The sequence below is a fragment of the Alteromonas sp. KUL49 genome (genome assembly GCF_006538345.1).
GTDB lineage: Bacteria > Pseudomonadota > Gammaproteobacteria > Enterobacterales > Alteromonadaceae > Alteromonas.
This window is the reverse complement of record NZ_BJKL01000004.1, coordinates 90232-107419: the sequence shown is the minus strand read 5'-3', so window position 1 is coordinate 107419 and position 17188 is coordinate 90232. Positions and strand designations below refer to the sequence as shown.

At 44.9% G+C, this 17188-nt stretch carries 10 protein-coding genes and 2 pseudogenes; 7 read left to right on the top strand and 5 right to left on the bottom strand.

Going from position 1 to position 17188, the window contains the following annotated elements; all coding sequences use genetic code 11:
• Nucleotides 1–39 precede the first annotated feature (39 nt).
• From EYS00_RS08330 to EYS00_RS08320, 3 genes are all read right to left on the bottom strand, one after another.
• Nucleotides 40–1911 (bottom strand): phytase, encoded by a 1872-nt coding sequence (locus EYS00_RS08330; protein WP_130636098.1) that lies wholly within the window; start codon nucleotides 1909–1911, stop codon nucleotides 40–42.
• Between the two features lies 1 nt (nucleotide 1912).
• Nucleotides 1913–2860 (bottom strand): tartrate-resistant acid phosphatase type 5 family protein, encoded by a 948-nt coding sequence (locus EYS00_RS08325; RefSeq protein ID WP_130636097.1) that lies wholly within the window; start codon nucleotides 2858–2860, stop codon nucleotides 1913–1915.
• Between the two features lie 111 nt (nucleotides 2861–2971).
• Entirely contained in the window at nucleotides 2972–5680 is a 2709-nt protein-coding gene (locus EYS00_RS08320) for a TonB-dependent receptor (protein ID WP_130636096.1), read from the bottom strand.
• Nucleotides 5681–5993: 313 nt separating this feature from the next.
• On the opposite strand from EYS00_RS08320, the gene EYS00_RS08315 reads away from it, so the two are divergent.
• From EYS00_RS08315 to EYS00_RS08290, 6 genes and pseudogenes are all read left to right on the top strand, one after another.
• On the top strand, nucleotides 5994–6905 hold the full coding sequence (locus EYS00_RS08315; RefSeq protein WP_130636095.1) for a sensor domain-containing diguanylate cyclase: 912 nt from the start codon (nucleotides 5994–5996) through the stop codon (nucleotides 6903–6905).
• Nucleotides 6905–7927 (top strand): helix-turn-helix domain-containing protein, encoded by a 1023-nt coding sequence (locus tag EYS00_RS08310; RefSeq protein WP_130636094.1) that lies wholly within the window; start codon nucleotides 6905–6907, stop codon nucleotides 7925–7927. The genes EYS00_RS08315 and EYS00_RS08310 overlap by 1 nt, the downstream gene beginning before the upstream one ends.
• A 93-nt stretch (nucleotides 7928–8020) precedes the next feature.
• Nucleotides 8021–9353, top strand: a pseudogene (locus EYS00_RS08305) (Na+/H+ antiporter NhaC family protein).
• Nucleotides 9354–9477: 124 nt separating this feature from the next.
• A pseudogene (gene hrpA, locus EYS00_RS08300) lies at nucleotides 9478–13373 on the top strand (ATP-dependent RNA helicase HrpA).
• A 164-nt stretch (nucleotides 13374–13537) separates the two neighbouring features.
• A complete protein-coding gene (locus tag EYS00_RS08295) occupies nucleotides 13538–13840 on the top strand; it encodes a PilZ domain-containing protein (RefSeq protein ID WP_130636092.1) in 303 nt (100 codons plus the stop codon).
• A 183-nt stretch (nucleotides 13841–14023) separates the two neighbouring features.
• A complete protein-coding gene (locus tag EYS00_RS08290; protein WP_130636091.1) occupies nucleotides 14024–14245 on the top strand; it encodes a DUF2061 domain-containing protein in 222 nt (73 codons plus the stop codon).
• 10 nt (nucleotides 14246–14255) lie between these two features.
• On the opposite strand, the gene EYS00_RS08285 is transcribed toward EYS00_RS08290, so the two are convergent.
• Nucleotides 14256–15446 carry a class I SAM-dependent rRNA methyltransferase gene (locus EYS00_RS08285; RefSeq protein ID WP_130636090.1) on the bottom strand — a complete coding sequence of 397 codons (1191 nt, stop codon included), beginning with the start codon at nucleotides 15444–15446 and terminating at the stop codon, nucleotides 14256–14258.
• A 165-nt stretch (nucleotides 15447–15611) separates the two neighbouring features.
• On the opposite strand from EYS00_RS08285, the gene EYS00_RS08280 reads away from it, so the two are divergent.
• Nucleotides 15612–16589, top strand: a complete 978-nt coding sequence (locus EYS00_RS08280) for an NAD(P)H-quinone oxidoreductase (RefSeq protein ID WP_130636354.1) — start codon at nucleotides 15612–15614, stop codon at nucleotides 16587–16589.
• 25 nt (nucleotides 16590–16614) lie between these two features.
• Here EYS00_RS08280 and rnhA read toward each other — a convergent pair whose 3' ends face one another.
• A complete protein-coding gene (rnhA, locus tag EYS00_RS08275) occupies nucleotides 16615–17082 on the bottom strand; it encodes a ribonuclease HI (protein ID WP_130636089.1) in 468 nt (155 codons plus the stop codon).
• Nucleotides 17083–17188 lie beyond the last annotated feature (106 nt).

Genomic DNA, 17188 nt, shown 5'->3' with positions numbered 1-17188 from the left:
ATTGGCGCTGGGGGAGTACTCCCCCAGTGTATTTAATATTTATTGACGCTCTAGCATCATTCTTATTGCTTGCTCCACTTGTTTTCCATCTACAAATTTGAAATTTTGATTCTCTGTTGGCATCACATTACGACCATCTTGAACGACGAATAAACCATCTGTGTAGCGACCACCTAAGTTTGCATTGGTGATATCTAATCCATCGGTCTCTGATACGCCATCGATAAGCGTGTTCCAATCGGCCGCTATCTCTATCATACCCATGTGTTTAAAAGGATATTTTGATTGGTATATAGCGTACTGATTATTTCCTTGGCTAGATGCGACCAAATATTGCACTCCATCAACCTCGTATAAGCCCAAACCTTCAACGTCTGCCTCTACGGGCGCACTAATACTAATGATTTTTTCAGGTGTTGCTTCACGAGACGTTAAATCGAGCTGCCAGATTCCAGCGCTCTCTTCTCCCATGTATACCACGCCGGCAACGTCATCTACTACGCACCCTTCCGGCTGAGAGGGGAGGCTGAAACTACGAACTAGAGTTCCACTGGCGCTCTCGCGATTAATAGATAACTGATACTGTTCATAGTCGCCCGATGTATCATTAACTAGCCCATAAAGTGTTCCTGCATTGTTATACAGACAAAAACCGTAGACGTCTTTAAGGCCAGTCGCAATATCTGAAATATGGGTAAGCTCACCGTTCTGTGTAGAAATTAAAAACACGCTCATTGATTGGTTTGTTCTATTACTGGCGACAGCCACGTCAAACATTACTCCATCTACGGCTATGATGTACTTAATGTCAACATTGTTGACCCGTCCAACGGCGTGCCAAGCCGTTTGCTGTCCATTGAGATTATAAACGGCTAGGCCGCCTTTTTTGTCTGTACCAAGGACTAGGCTTTGTTCTGGAGCAATGCTGTTTACCCATATAGCTGGGTCGTCTGCTGCATCGCCAGTATGACTTACCGGCGATGTCTCAGACGTTGGTACAAGTAATATAGGGTTGGCTATCTCTGCGCTGTTATTCTCGCAGTTGAGTGAGTGGGTTCCATGGAATGTTCTGCCGCTCTCATCGTCATATACAGATATGGAAATACCCGTAGGAGTAGTTCCGAGAGTCAGTACTTCGGGTGAGATAGTTTTACTAAACTCGGTAAAGGTTCTAGTACACTGAGTGTTAACCCAGATTCCACTGACGTCAGGGCTTACCCATGCGGTCACAGGTCCTATTTTCGATGAAGTGGCAGTGGCGACACTTTCCACAGCATAGTCGGCACTATAGAAGCCAAGTTCTCTTGTAATCTCTGCTTCAGCGCTGGCGCTCATGGTCCAAACACCCGCCGTTTCGTCAGCCAACCAAAGTTGATTGTGAGTAGTGTCTACAGCGCAACTTTTGATTCCTGGACCGATGGCGAATTGCCGCACTGGGATAGGTCTAATACCTTCACGTAAGGCATATTGATGAAGCACACCGAGTTCGTCTATGACAAAAGTTTGCAACTTTCCATCGACCTCACCTGAACACAGTGTTTCAACACCGCCGATGTTCAATCGATGTTCATCGATTTCCATTATCGAGTCACTACTGGCCTCCCAGTATTGAATATCTTGTGTATTGTTATCGTAGGTTGTAATACGTAAATTTTGGCGGTAAACAACACTACTTACTGCGCCAATAGACACCTCAACAATTAATGATTCATTATCGTTCAGAATAGACAAGCCAGTTTGCTCAGTGGCATCAACCCAGTGCGTATTTACACCACTTGAGGGCAAGAATAGAGATAGCGCATTTGTCTCTTTCTCTTTGAGTTGAATGATATTGTTCGCAACGGTCGCGTTACAAACTGGGTGACAGGTTAGGGCTGTGATAAGACACAGAAATCGTATGGTGTTACTCATTTTATTGTGCCTCGTGGGTGTAAATCAGATTCCCATTGTGGTCGATGAACCTGAATAGCACTGATGTATCGCTAAGTGTTACTGCAACAAATCCACCTGTTGATTTAGCGAATTTAGTAAATGGATAGGTGCTAACCGGTCTAACTTCAGAACCGCCACCCGAGACTATGTGTATTAGGTCACTACCTTGAATTTGATTGTGCTGCAAATCGTGCTCGTGGCCTGCAATGTAGGCATCAACGTCATATTTTTCCAAAAGAGGTTCAAGCACACCTCTGATTGCATCAGTCTTACCGTAACGCTTTCCGCTCGAATAGAGTGGGTGATGACCAATCACTATTTTCCACTTAGCGTTTGACGACTTAAGCTGTTCTTCAATCCACAACAACTGTGTTTGTGACCCCTGAGTATATGCAGCTAGGTATTTGGGTTCATTTGCATAATCAGGGTTTAAAGGGCTTGTGTCGATAAATAGGAGCAGAGCGTTTTCGTTACCTAGCGCTATGTTTTTTGCATAATACTGGGACGGCATTTCCCAGCGACGACTCACATTACTGTAGTCAATTTGCGCTTGCCAGTTGCCCCGATAGTCGTGATTGCCCAGTACTGGGTGCCAATCGATAAACAAATGGGGCTGATGATAGATGTCTTCAAAAGACGTTTGCCAATAGGGATCTGAGACAGAGGCAATACCGTTGTCGTAAAAGTTGTCGCCTGTAGTTGCAATGAATTCAGCATCGAGCTGATAGCTCGCAATGTCCATCCATTTCGCGACCGGTTTTTGATAGAAGTGGCCGTTTCGGCCCCAATCGCCCAGCACGATGAAAGAATAGCCATCGTTGCCAGTTAAGGCGTTTATTGAGTGTGTTTGATAATAGTGATCATCTATGTGTTCAGCGCTATTGCTAACAAAAGTGACTAACAGGCTGAACAGTACTAAGTAACGCATGATTTTACTCTCACTGTGAGTGACTCACAGTGTTTTTAACCTTTGAAAAATGAAAACACACAAAGTGTGTGGAAAGTGGTGTAGCACATGTGTGCTACACCCAAATAGCACTTACATTTGCCAGGTGAAACCCAACTGGAAAGTGCGTCCATACTCTTCATATTGAGCATTACGCTGACGCTCATCGAAGTAGTTGTAGAATGGCTCGTCAGTTAAATTGATTGCATTGAAATACAACTGCATATCTGCATTGATGAAGTATTTCGCCATGAAGTCTAACTGGGTGTGGTCATCTTCCATGCGCAGCATGTCACCATCGATTTCCTCTAAGTTTTCGCTCTTGTAGGTCATAGACAATCTAGCACTGTAAGTATCAGCTTCATAACCTAAGGTTAAGTTCCCGATAGTGTCCGATTGGTTTGGTAGCGATGTATCAAATCGCTCACCGTCTAGGAAGGTAACTGCGTCTGAATCAGAGAATGTCGTGTTTGCCGATACAATAAAACCGTTGTTGAACGCTTTTACATATGACAATTCAATACCTTGCAGTGAAGCCGTTTCACCGTTAATCGGCTGAATAACTTCTTCAAAGCCTTCCCATCCAGACGTACCCGCTACATCTGCAAAAATGACGAAGTTATCGATATTCTTATAGAAGTAACCTGCTGAAATTACACCAATATCGCCAGGGTAGTATTCAATAGAAAGATCGATATTTTCAGCTTCATACGGTGTGAGCTGCGGATTTCCTACTTCAGCCTCACGCTCGGTCACAAAAACACCGTCGTCTTCCTCTGTCTTGCTTTCAATGATTTGGAAAGCGGCGACGTCTTCAAACTTAGGTCGAGAGAGCGTATGTGTGTATGCAGCTCGTACCAAAAGTTTGTCTGTCACGTCATATCGAAGGTTGATACTTGGTAACCAGTGATCATAATCACGTTCCGCTTCCCAAGGCGTATTAACGACTTCTTCTGTGTCGGTTTGTTCATTTTCAACTAGCTCAACACGCATACCTTGAGTGCTGAAATCGGTGGACTCGTAACGCACACCAGCAACGATTTGAAGTTTGTCGACGTTAAAAGTACCCATTAGGTACGCAGCAAAGATATCTTCTTCATTCACGTAAGTGGCGCCGTTAGACTCAAGTTCACTGTCTAAATCGGCCAATTCTAGGTTAGCTCGCTGTGAACTAAAGTAATTGCGCAGCGCTGAGCGCGATAGGCCGGGGCCAAAGTTACCAATGCTATAGTCTGGTGAAGATGCGCCAAACTGCTCTGCGTCGATACCATCAAAATCGCCGTCATAGATAAAGATTTGGCTGCTTCTGTCTTTCTCTCGGCTACGGTACTTGGTACCAAATTTCAGCTCACCTTGATTTCCGTTCCATTCGATCGGACGAATGAAATCAAGTTTGAAGCTTGTCTCGGTATCTTTGGTGTAATTGTCTTCAAATGATATTTCGTCGAGCTCGTAGGTGGACAAATCTAATGCATCACTATTCTGTGTGATAGTGGGAATGATTTGATTCAAATCGCCGTCAATATTTTCATTTTCGGTAGCAAAAACGTAGTAAAGCGCATTGGGTTCGTCTTCATCAGATTTCGCATAGCCCAATTGCCAATTTATTTGCCAAAGCGGAAGTTGGTGTTCACCACCGAGTGCGAATGAGAGAATACTCTGACTTTCATACCTGTCTTTACTCTCTCGTTCGATTTCACTGTCTTCACCATCAAATGTGAACGTATTTGCTAAGCGATATTCGTCATCGGAAAACTCGCTGTAAAGGGTGCGTAAAAAGTACTGATTGTTGAAATCTGGTCGGTAGTCCAAGTTAACCGCACCACCAATACGCTCTCGGTTAATGCCATAAAAGCGCTGCTCTACTTCGTCATCGCCATTTGATTCGATGTTATCTGACCCAAAATCTCTGTCAAAATAAGACAGTGCAGCAGCAATACCAAAGGTAGAGTTAAGTTTGTGAGTGAAACTCCCCGATACTTTTGGATTGATTTCATCGCGAAGTTGATTTTGTCCAAGTTGGACCGTAACGCTGGCGGTATCTTGCGTTTTATCGAATGCACTGATGCTCTTAACGGCCACGGCACCACCGATAGCGTCACCATCCATGTCAGAAGTAACAGACTTTGATACTTCAAGGGTTTGAATCAGTTCGGAGGGAATGACATCCAGTGCAACCGCACGAACACCCGATTCAGGTGATGGAATGTTGAGTCCGTTAATTGTCACATTGTTTAAGTTGGGGTCGATACCACGGATACCCACAAAGCGACCTTCTCCTTGGTCGCGCTCAATAGAAAGTCCAGGCAAGCGTTGAAGGGCTTCCGCTGCGTTTTGGTCTGGAAACTGACCAATGGCATCAGCTGATACGATGGATGAGATTCTATTTGAACCACGCTGTTGGTTAATAGCACTTGCTTGGCTACTGCGCTGACCAAGTACAAAAATTTCGTCCATTGCCTCATTTTCACCAAAAACTAGCGTTGGGGTAATGGTTTGATCGTCTTCAACCACTACTGCCTGGGAAATGGGGGATTCACCCAAATACTCTACTGAGAGCGTGTAGCTACCAGCGGGGATTGCTTGAAAACGGAAACTTCCGTCGCGACGAGTGATGGTTGAGAATGACACCTCATTGTCGGAGGGTGAAACTAACTCCACCTTTGCCCCAACGTATATCGTGTTTTGTGAAGCGTGGGTAACTTTACCTGCAATGCTACCGTCGGCAAATGCGGTATTGCTTAGTCCTAAAGCGGCAAGACAAGCAACAGATAATGCTGTGTGGTTAAACCTTTTAATCATTGTACGTGCTCTTAAGTGTGTGTTTTCCATAAAAGTAGAAACACTCCATGACACTTATGTGACGGATTCGTGGCATTTCCTTTTATTATCAAATACTTTGGCAAAAATACTTTATTGATGAGCTATTTTGACCCCTTCGTTATCACATTGAAATATATAAGGTAATTGACTATTTCGTTGTTTCTAGCTACCTCAATGCCATACCCCTGTCACATTGCTGAGCCAAACTGACCCTAGACAAAAATGAGTGTGCTGAGATAGTGCGCTCAATTGAAAGGTTTTGACTCATCAGTGATGAGCGGAAGAGAAGGTTATGTTAGACAAAGCAAAAACAACCCATTTTATTCACCATAAAGGATGGCTTGTGTTTACCGCTGCAATTGTTGCTTGTGCCATGATTCTTGGCATGTGTTATGGGAACGGCAAATCCATAGGTGAGATATCTGCATTGGATATTGTGGGTGAAGGCTGCGTTGTGGTGCTTACCTTTGGGTGGATAATGGCCGTACTTGCAAGTCGGCCGCCGGGCAAGGTAACGAGCTTACTTACCTTTGGGTTGGGATGCTTTCTATTTTCTATGTCGTTAGATGTGCTTGATGAATTTCTGCGTTATCCCGATTCGGTGCAGTGGTTGAGTCATATCGAGTCTTACCCTGCAGCGTTGGGAATGGTAGTGATGACAGTTGCACTGTATTTGTGGCACCAAGAGCAGCGAGCGATCACTTTGCAGTTACGAAGACGAGAGTGGGATTATCGCAGTCACCAAGATATCGACCCAATTACTCAATTGTACCGTGGAGACTACTGGCGTTCTCGGGTTGAATCACTCCAGTCTGACTGTCGTAGTGGCTTTGTGGCGCTTGTTGACATAAACGATTTTTCACAAGTGAATCGGGAACACGGTCAATTTGAAGGTGATCGCTACTTAAACGAGATTGCTCAACTTATTGTGATGGGGTTACGTGAACAAGACTTGGCGTGTCGGTATGCAGGAGACCGCTTTGCCATTCTTTTGCCCGATACTGAAAAAGCTCAAGCGCAATTAATCGTAGAGCAACTAGTGGAGGGTATTCGCCACGTAGCGTTTAGAAGCAAAACTAAAAGCGATGCGGTGTACTTGCCCGTTCGCTGTGTGCTCGGGGCTTTGTCTTCTTGTGATTCACTCAGTAGCATTCTTAACAGACTAATCATTCGCTTAGATAACCGTGAGCGGAATGTGGCGTAATGGCTCTGCCAAACAGAACAAAAATGAACGGTGTCGTGAGTTTAACCGACAAGGTTGTTCCAGCATATTACTTGATTAGTGCGGCAATAGAAGTCGCAGTACCTAGAGGAGCGAACAAAGAAAAACTGCTGCGTGGAACCGGTATTTTCCTGGAGCAACTAACCCCGCAGAGTTTTTTGAGTGCACGCCAATGTCTGACGTTACTCGCAAACGTACAGTCTCAGTGCAACAGTAAAGATGTTAGTTTTTTGATTGGTAAATCCCTAGCAGATGCCTGGCAATCACCTTTCCTTCAGTCTTTAGAACACGCAAGAAACCTCAATTGCGCTAGTAAGCTGATGTTTCAATATCGATGGCATTGTTTTCCCTTTATATCGTTTCGACCATACCGTGTGAACAACAACATTGTTTGGGCATTGGAAAACACCATGGGAAGCAAAAAGCAATTCAGTTTTTTGCTTGAGATGTCTCTATCAATGCTGGTTTCGTTGGTAAAACAATGGCTGGGTAAACGAACAGATCTAATGTGCCATCTTGATACCGGGCGCCCGAGGAATATTAGCGACTATGAAACCTACTTAGGCCTGAATACTCGATTTGATTCTCCAATATCAAGCGTGTCGATTTCAGAACAAGCGATGTTTATTGATTTTCCAAATGCTAATAATGTCTCGGTAATTTCAGATATTGATATTAACACCGATTTACCTCAACAAAGTTTAGTGGATCTCGTGCGTTTCGAAGCGATTAATATGCCAACCAAATCACAATTAGACATAGCCACCGAACTTGGTGTGAGTTCAGCAACGCTGAAACGCAGTCTTAGTGAATACGGTACGAGCTTTAGAGCATTGCAGGAACAAGCTAAACGACAACAGGCAATTATTCTACTTGCACTGCAAAAACTGAATAATTTGCAAGGTGCTTCACGTATGTCGGTGAATGATTTACCCAATTTTCGTCGAACTATTAAACGTCTAACGGGGTACACCCCCAGCGAACTTCGAGCTTTGCTACCGTAAAGTTTTTGATATTGCTCAATTTTACTTTGCGTACCCCGTTAAAACCTATATGCTTTTGGGCTTTGTTTATTTTTATAACGTGGGCGATAGTTCGTGAATAATCACTCTGAAAACACAACACCAACGCCAAATGCTTGGGGCTTAACTCCCATACTCCTCTTTGTTGTTTTAGTCGTTGCGACTGGATTAGTCACTAACGATATTACTGCTATGCCTATTTTGGTGGCCTTTTTTATCAGTGCTGGTTTTGCGTTGTGCTTAAACCCAAAAGATCAAAAACTTAGCTTTGCCGATAAAATTCAAAGGTTCTGTGAAGGTGGTGGTAACAAGAACATCATTTTATTGGTGTTGATCTTTTTGCTTGCCGGCGCGTTTTATGCGGTAACTATTGATATTGGTGCCCGCGATGCCACGGTCAACATGGCACTTCAGTTTGTTCCCAGTGCGCTCATTCTTCCCGGTTTGTTCCTGATTTGCTGCTTTATCTCCTTTGCCATGGGGACATCCATGGGCACGATTACCGCGTTATCGCCCATTGGTGCTGGATTAGCAGAGAGCTTGGGTTTACCCGTTGAACTTGCCTTGGGCATTGTTGTGGGCGGTGCAATGTTTGGTGATAACTTATCTTTTGTCTCTGATACCACCATTGCTGCAACTCGTACCCAAGGTGTGCAACTCAAAGACAAATTCAAGGCGAATCTCATTGTTGCCATTCCTGCATGTATTGTCACTATGGCCATGTTATTGTTTATCGACGTTGATACATCTGGTTTAGTCGAAGCCGGTGACTACGATGTGTGGCGCATATTGCCGTACTTTTTGATTATCGCCTTTGCGCTTGGCGGCTTTAATGTGATTACCGTACTAGCCGTAGGCATTGCCAGTGCCTGTATCGTAGGTCTAGTGCAGGGGAGTTTCACAGCCCTATCTATGATGCAAAGTATTCAAAAAGGCATGGGCTGGATGCAAGATTTGGCCATGATTGCCATTACCATAGGCGGTATTGTGGCCTTGATGCATCAAAACGGGGGGTCTTACTTGGCTGATTAAAAAGCTAACGTCTGGGGTGAAAAGTAAAAAAGGCGCTGAGTTTAGTATTGCCGGGTTGGTGAGCTTCCTCGATGTGACCACTGCTAACAATACCATTGCTATTGTGACCGCAGGCCCAATCGCCAGTGATTTAAACAAGAAGTACGGCGTAGACCCTCGTAGAACGGCATCCCTACTCGATATTTTCTCGTGTAGTTTTCAGGGGCTAGTGCCTTATGGCGCACAGTTATTAAGTGCAGCGGCAGTGGTTGGCATCTCCCCTCTGGCCATCACGCCTTATTGCTGGTACCCCATGCTCATTTTTGTTTTTGGCGTTATTGCTATAGCGTTTAATCTTCCGCGATTTACACAGGCATCTAACGACACTCTCGCTTAGGGCTATACTCGATCCCTGTTAGAAGAAGCGCATAAATCATTGGTATTTTGAACGCGCTTCTTCTAGGATCTGCGCCGATTATTTTCTTCATTTTTTACGTCAGGGTAGTGTTTTGTCTGCGTCTATTACTATCAAGCCTCTTTATGAAAAACTTTCTCAGTGTTTGTCGGCGGATACGTTTCGCTTAAAGCGCCGTATCCAAAAGCTTGCTAGTGAATTAAAAAACCAAAAAACGAAGTGGATAGCTCGCTTGAGAACAAATGGAAGTCCTTGGTTAATGATATTGATGCTTCAGCAAATATGCATCAATGGCGTCAGGAGAATCTTCCCGAGGTTACTTATCCACCGCTCCCAGTCAGTGACAAGAAAGATGATATCAAAGCAGCTATTGCTTCTCATCAAGTGGTGATTGTAGCGGGAGAAACCGGCTCTGGGAAAACCACTCAGCTACCTAAAATTTGTTTGGAGTTAGGTCGAGGGGTGAAAGGCATGATTGCCCATACTCAGCCTAGGCGTCTTGCCGCTCGAAGCGTGGCCACTCGAATTGCGGAAGAGCTCAATACGCCTCTGGGTGATAAAGTCGGCTTTAAAATCCGCTTTAGTGACCAAGTGAGTGATAGAAGTTACGTTAAGCTAATGACAGACGGTATGTTACTGGCCGAAATGCAGCAAGACCGGTTCTTGAACCAATATGACACCATCATTATTGATGAGGCACACGAACGCAGCTTAAACATAGACTTCCTGTTGGGGTACTTGCGCCAACTCTTGAATAAGCGCCCTGATCTGAAGTTGATTATTACCTCGGCAACTATTGATCCTGAACGCTTTTCTAAGCACTTTAACAATGCGCCTATCATTGAGGTCAGTGGCAGAACCTATCCGGTGGAAATTCGCTACCGCGACCCCGAAGAACTCGACCGAGAAACCGACCAAGCGGATGCGATTGCGCTGGCCGTTGATGAACTCATGGGCGAAGCGCCGGGCGATATTCTTGTTTTCTTAAGTGGTGAACGAGAAATTCGCGATACCCAAGATACCTTAGAACGCAGAAAATACCGCAATACTGAAATTGTGCCTTTGTATGCCCGTTTGTCAGCGTCGGAACAAAATAGGATTTTTCAGCCCCATTCAGGTCGCAGAATTGTATTGTCGACTAACGTGGCTGAAACCTCCCTAACGGTACCGGGGATAAAATACGTTATCGACCCAGGAACAGCGCGTATTTCTCGCTACAGTGCACGAAGTAAAGTGCAACGTTTACCCATAGAGCCAATCTCTCAAGCGTCGGCGAATCAGCGCTCAGGTCGTTGTGGTCGTGTTTCTGAGGGTATTTGCATTCGATTGTACAGCGAAGATGATTATTTAGGGCGTCCGGAGTTTACCGACCCAGAAATTCTGCGTACTAATTTAGCGTCTGTCATATTGCAAATGCTAGCTCTTAAACTAGGCGATATTAGCGCCTTTCCTTTTGTGCAGCCGCCAGATAACAGAAACATCAACGACGGTTTCCGTTTGTTGGAAGAGATACAAGCCATTGTATCTAAACAAGGTAACAATCAGTTGACCAAAATTGGTCGTCAAATCGCTAAATTGCCGATTGACCCTCGCTATGCTCGCATGGTGATTGAAGCAAATCGCACAAATGCTCTGATGGAAGTGGTTGTTATTGCTGCCGGCCTATCTATTCAAGACCCAAGGGAACGCCCGCAAGAAAAGCGTCAACAAGCAGATGAAAAGCACAGCCAATACCATGACAAAGACTCGGATTTCATTAGTCTTTACAACTTATGGCAAGAGTTTAAAGCACAGCAATCTGAATTGAGTCAGAACCAATTAAGAAAGTGGTGTAAGCAAAACTTTATTAACTACTTACGTATGCGTGAGTGGCAGGATATCGTGAGTCAGCTGAAAAAATCAGTGGCTGAGTTAGGTTTTGGTGTGAGTAGCCAAGAGGCTGACTATCAGGGCGTGCATGAGGCTATTGCTTCGGGGTTACTATCTCACATCGGGTTCAAAGATAAAGATCGCGAGTATTTGGGATCGAGAAATACCCGCTTTATGATTTTCCCTGGTTCGGGCTTAGGAAAATCTCAGCCTAAATGGGTTATGGGCGCTGAGTTAGTAGAGACGTCTAAGTTGTTCGCCCGTATGGTGGCAAAAATAGACCCTGCATGGATTGAACCTCTTGCTGCTCATGTTACCCAAGCCAGTTATTCCGAACCCCATTGGTCTAAAAAGCGCGGCGCTGTGATTGCCTTCGAAAAGGTCACGCTTTTTGGTTTACCTATTGTGCTCAAACGGGCCAAAGTTTACAGCCTGATTGACCCTGCGATATGCCAAGAGTTGTTCATACGAGAGGCCCTCATTGAAGGGCACACCAAACTCAATTACGGTTTCTTGAACGACAATAATGCCTTGCTCGAACAAGTGGATGAACTAGAACAAAAGTCTCGTCGACGAGACCTTTTGGTCGATGAGGATGAATTGTTGAGTTTCTACGCTGGAAAGCTTCCTGTAGAGGTTAACAACGAGGCGTCTTTCAAAAAATGGTATCGACATAGAGGTAAATCGGTTGATTTGCTGTTTAAAGAAGATGATGTCTATCGACAACAACCCAGCGTTAGCTTGGCGACCGCTTATCCTGATGTATGGCGTCAGGGCAACATTACCTTACCACTGCGTTATAACTTTGAGCCTAATGCCATTGATGATGGTGTGACTGTATGTATTCCGCTGCCGGTGCTCAATCAGGTGGATAATGTTGGGTTTGATTGGTTAGTATCGGGGCTGCGTCATGAGTTGATCGTTGCACTTATCAAAGGGTTACCAAAAAGGCTTCGCAGAAACTTTGTACCCGCCCCAAACTACGCAGATGCTTGTATTGCAGATATACAAGAGCAAGACAAAAATGGACGGCCCATGCGTTTATTAGACGCAGTGACGAGCAAGCTTCTAAAAATGACCGGTGTACGGGTTGAAGAAGACGATTGGAACCTCGATGCCCTCGACCGCCACTTAGTGATGCATTTCGCTGCAGTTAACGAAAAAGGCGATGTGATCTCTACGTCTGACAATCTTGACCTTCTCAAAGAGCAGTGTTCTGGACAGGTAAAGCAAACCTTTGAAAAAGCTGCTACCCCAGAACTCGAACGTTCGGGGATAACAGATTGGGACTTTGAATCGCTTCCCGAGACCTTTGCGCAAAAAATTGGAGGCTTTGAAGTACAAGCATTCCCGGCATTGGTGCAAAAAGGTGACAAAGTGGATATTGAGCTGATTGATGAGGCTGATAAAGCCGCGTTGCTTCATCGCAAAGGCACTAACGTGTTGGTGAAAAACGCCATGCCATCACCACTCAACTACCTGCAAAATAAGTTACCTAACAAAGCCAAGTTGGGGCTGTATTTCAATCCGTTTGGGCAAGTGAAAGCACTCATCGATGACTGCATTTTTGCGGGGATTGATGCGTTGGTGCAGCAGTTTGTCGATACGAATCAAACCGATATTAGAAACAAGGCTGACTTTGATAGTTGCGTGAACTTTGTCAAAGGTGAAATTAATGAAACCGTATTGGATATTGCCGAAAAAGTAGAGCAGGGACTTACGCTAGCCCATCAATGCCAAAAACAGATGAAAGGTAATGTGCCGCTAACAATGATCCATGCGCTGGGCGATTGCAAAGCGCATTTATCGAGTTTGGTGTATCCGGGGTTCGTTTCTGATTTAGGTATGCACAGATTGGACGATTGGAATCGCTATATCAAAGGGCTATCTCGTCGCTTGGAAAAGTTACCCATTGATCCAAATAAAGACCGTATGCACCAAATGACGGTAGAGAAGTCACACGACAGTTGGGCAAAGACAAAAGCTAAATACCCTAAAGGTAAAGTCCCTAGTGAATTAGAAGACATCAAATGGATGATTGAAGAGTTACGAGTATCTTTATTTGCTCAACAATTGGGTACCTCCGTTCCCATCTCGGCCAAGCGTATTTTATTGGCATTAGAAGCATTTTAGTCCAATTTAGTGGTTGTTAATTACTCGTTAACTATCACAGGGTTAGCGCCTAATCATAGGGAGTCAGTCAGGTAATAACCAATTCGCTAATTGACAAGTTCTAAGCCTCGCCCTATAAATGATGGAGTAGTAGAGGTTTTAGCGCACGTTAGGAGAGGTAGTACATGTTAGGATACGACGATAAGCGTAATTTTTTCAGGATGATGGTGAATTCGCCTTGTCAGTTGCAAGTAACCGATGACGAGTCTAGTCGCACAATGCAAGCCGTTTGCAAAGACATAAGTGCCACGGGAATGTCGTTAGAAGTAGATGAACCTTCTATCGAGATCGGCACACAAATTAGCGTTGCAATCGAATCAACAAGTTCTCAGATTCCTTCGCTCTCTGCAATCACTACAGTAGTGCGTTGCGTCCCATCGACTGATTCGAGCTGCGTGATAGGCGTTGAAATCTCAGAGATGAAGTAAAGTCGTTTGGCAGCGCTTGTTTGCGAAACTTATTCTTCTGGAGGCCCAGCACCCGAAGCTTGGGCCCCACATACTCACCTTAATCATTTTTATCGAATAACAGCTTCTAAAAAATTGGTTTTAAATTACCTTTTCAATTGATAATAATTCTCATTATTGATTTTTTTGCTTGAGAATTTTCCAATGAAAAAGACAATGACATTCGCGGTAATGCATTTTTCTGTCGCCTTTTTGGTAGCGTACTTGCTCACTGGTAGCTTAGTGATTGGCGGGGCGGTAGCACTCGTAAAGCCTATGGTTAATACAGTAGCGTTTTATTTTCATGAAAAGTGTTGGCAACGTTGGCAGAGTAAAACATCTGCCAACGATATCGAAGTAGAAGCAGGTACAGTTTTTAGCGCATAAGCAAACGGGCTTAATCTGTGACCTCACAAACTAGCCCTTTAAGATAATAGCCTTCAGGATAACTCCCAATGATTGGATGGTCACTCGCTTGATTTAAACGCTCGATAATCTTGATGGTTCGTCCTGCGTCGAGTGCGGCATCGGCTACGATTTTCTGGAACAAATCAGCGGGCATCAGTCCTGAGCAACTAAATGTGAGTAACAAGCCCCCAGATTTCACGGCATGGATTCCGTATAGATTGATGTCTTTGTATCCTCTTGACGCGCGTTTGAGGCTAGCTTTGCTATCAACAAATTTGGGTGGGTCGAGGATAACCATATCAAACTGCTGCTTTTGCTCGTGGTAGTGGCGGAGCGCTTGAAACACATCTTGATTTACGTAGTGCGCTTTTGCGGCATTCAACTGGTTAATGTCGACATGTTGCTTGGCAATATCTAATGCAGGCTGAGATACATCCACATTGGTTACCGATGCAGCTCCACCTTGCAGTGCAAAGCACGAAAAAGTGCCAGTGTAACTAAAGCAATTCAGGACGTGTGCACCTTTGGCATAACGTGCCGCTGCGGCACGGCTATCTCTTTGGTCAAGATAAAAACCAGTTTTGTGTCCTTTCTCAATATCAACAATGATGTTGAGCCCATTTTCTTTTACGGTCACTTGCGCGGGTGGTTCACCGTGTACTACACCAGTAGTGGGCTCCAGGCCTTCTTTTTTGCGTACGTCAACGTCGCTGCGTTCATAAACATGAACGTCAGGCATGAGTTTGGTGATTGCCCAAACAATTTTACTGCGATGCTTTTCTGCACCAGCACTGAGGAGTTGTAGAACTGCTACGTTGTCATATAAATCAACAGTCACGCCTGGTAAGCCGTCATTCTCTGACGCTATCCAACGAAAGCTGTTAGTTTGGTCAAGGTCGAAAAGTCGAGTTCTCAACGCTAGTGCCTGAGTAAACTTTTTCAAAAAGAATACATTGTCGATACTTTCAGACTTATCAAAGGTCCACATGCGGACTCTGATCTGTGACTCTGGTGAATACGCACCTCTTCCCAGCCATTCTCCCGTACTGCTTAGCACTTCTACTGTATCGCCACTTCTAGCTCGGCCTTTAACAGTAGCAATGGCACTTTCAAACACCCATGGATGACGTCTCTTTAACGATTTTTCTCGGGTAGGTTGAAGGGTAATGGTGGCTGACATAAATGAACTCTTGTAGTAGACAAACAACGAAAACACGCATAGGGCGTAGGTGGCGCGAAGTATAGCGGTATTCGACAGACGGTGCGAATCCAATTCGAATTAGTAGCGTCGAAAGTGATAGTCTATGGCTATGAATTGAAGGAACCCAGAGTGAGCTCTATGACAATGCGTTTTGTTGATTACGAAAAAGGCGGTAACGCAAGCAGTCTGTTTATTGGGACTTGTGACTTGCCGGAAATGACCGCAAATAAAGTGATGATTCGAGTCATGGCATTTGGTATTAATCGTGCCGACACGCTTCAGCGACAGGGGCGGTATCCACCTCCTCCAGGTGAAAGCGATATTCTTGGTTTGGAAGTCGCAGGCGAGGTAGTGGCGGTGGGCGAAAACGCGGGGCGTTGGACCATAGGTGATAGGGTTTTCGGTCTCGTTGCCGGGGGCGGATACGCTGAGTATGTCGCGGTGGAGCCAAGTCACCTCATGTCTATACCTCAAGGATTCAGTTATGAGCAAGCGGCGGGAATTGCTGAAGTTTACCTCACTGCATTTCAGTGTTTGAAAACCATCGCTAATGTGTCTAGCAGCGACAAGGTATTGATCCACGGCGGGGCTAGTGGTGTGGGGTTAGCCGCTACTCAATTGGCAAAATATTTTGGGGCGTTCACTTGCGCCACCGCTTCATCGGAAGAAAAGCTTCACCACTGCCGCTCATATGGTGCGGAGCTTACCGTAAATTACAAAAAGCAGAATTTTGTTGAAATGATTAAACATCATTGGTCTGACGGTGTTGATATTGTGGTCGATATGGTGGGCGGCGAGTACTTGAATAAAAATCTCAAGGTTCTGAGACAAGATGGCCAAATCATAAATATCGCCATACTGGGTGGGCGTTATGCGGATGGCGTAGATATGGCGTTGCTACTGGCAAAGCGAGCGCGTATTCAGGGAACGACATTAAGAAATCGGAGCGACGAATATAAGACGTCGCTTGTTGAAAAGTTTAGTACACAGTGCTTGTCAGCGTTTGACAGTGGTTCACTGAAAGCCACTATAGATACAGTGTATACAGTGGCTGATATTGGTATTACTCACCAACGTCTAGAAAACAACGATACCGTGGGTAAGCTTATCGCTAAGTGGTAATCACGGCTACTCACACTTTGGGGGGTTAGCCAGTAAACCCCGTATCTTCTTGTGACGGGTTTGCCTCTGCAGCGTTGCGGGCAAGGGTATCGCAACGTTCGTTTTCTGGGTGGCCAGAGTGGCCCTTAACCCAATGCCAATTTACAGTGTGTTTTTTTACTGATTCATCGAGTTGCTTCCACAAATCAGCATTTTTTACCGGCTTCTTGTCTGCTGTGCGCCAACCATTCTTTCGCCAGTTTTTAATCCATTGATTTATGCCGTTTTTGACGTATTGGCTGTCTGTAGTGAGTTCAACAACACATTTTTCCGTGAGTGAATCTAGCGCTTTAATGGTGGCCAGTAACTCCATACGGTTGTTTGTAGTGTGCTTAAAACCGTCACTTAGCTCCTTTCTGTGTTGCTTGTAGATGAGCACTGCGCCATAGCCACCGGGTCCGGGGTTGCCTAAACAAGAGCCGTCGGTATAGATGTGTATTGTTTTCGTTGTCACTGGGTTGCCTTAATCGCGCATGCAACACCTTATGGGGTGTTGAGCTGACATATTTCGTTTAGCGTGTGTTGGTTTCGGTTGGTATACTAGCAAAAAGCAGTGAAAA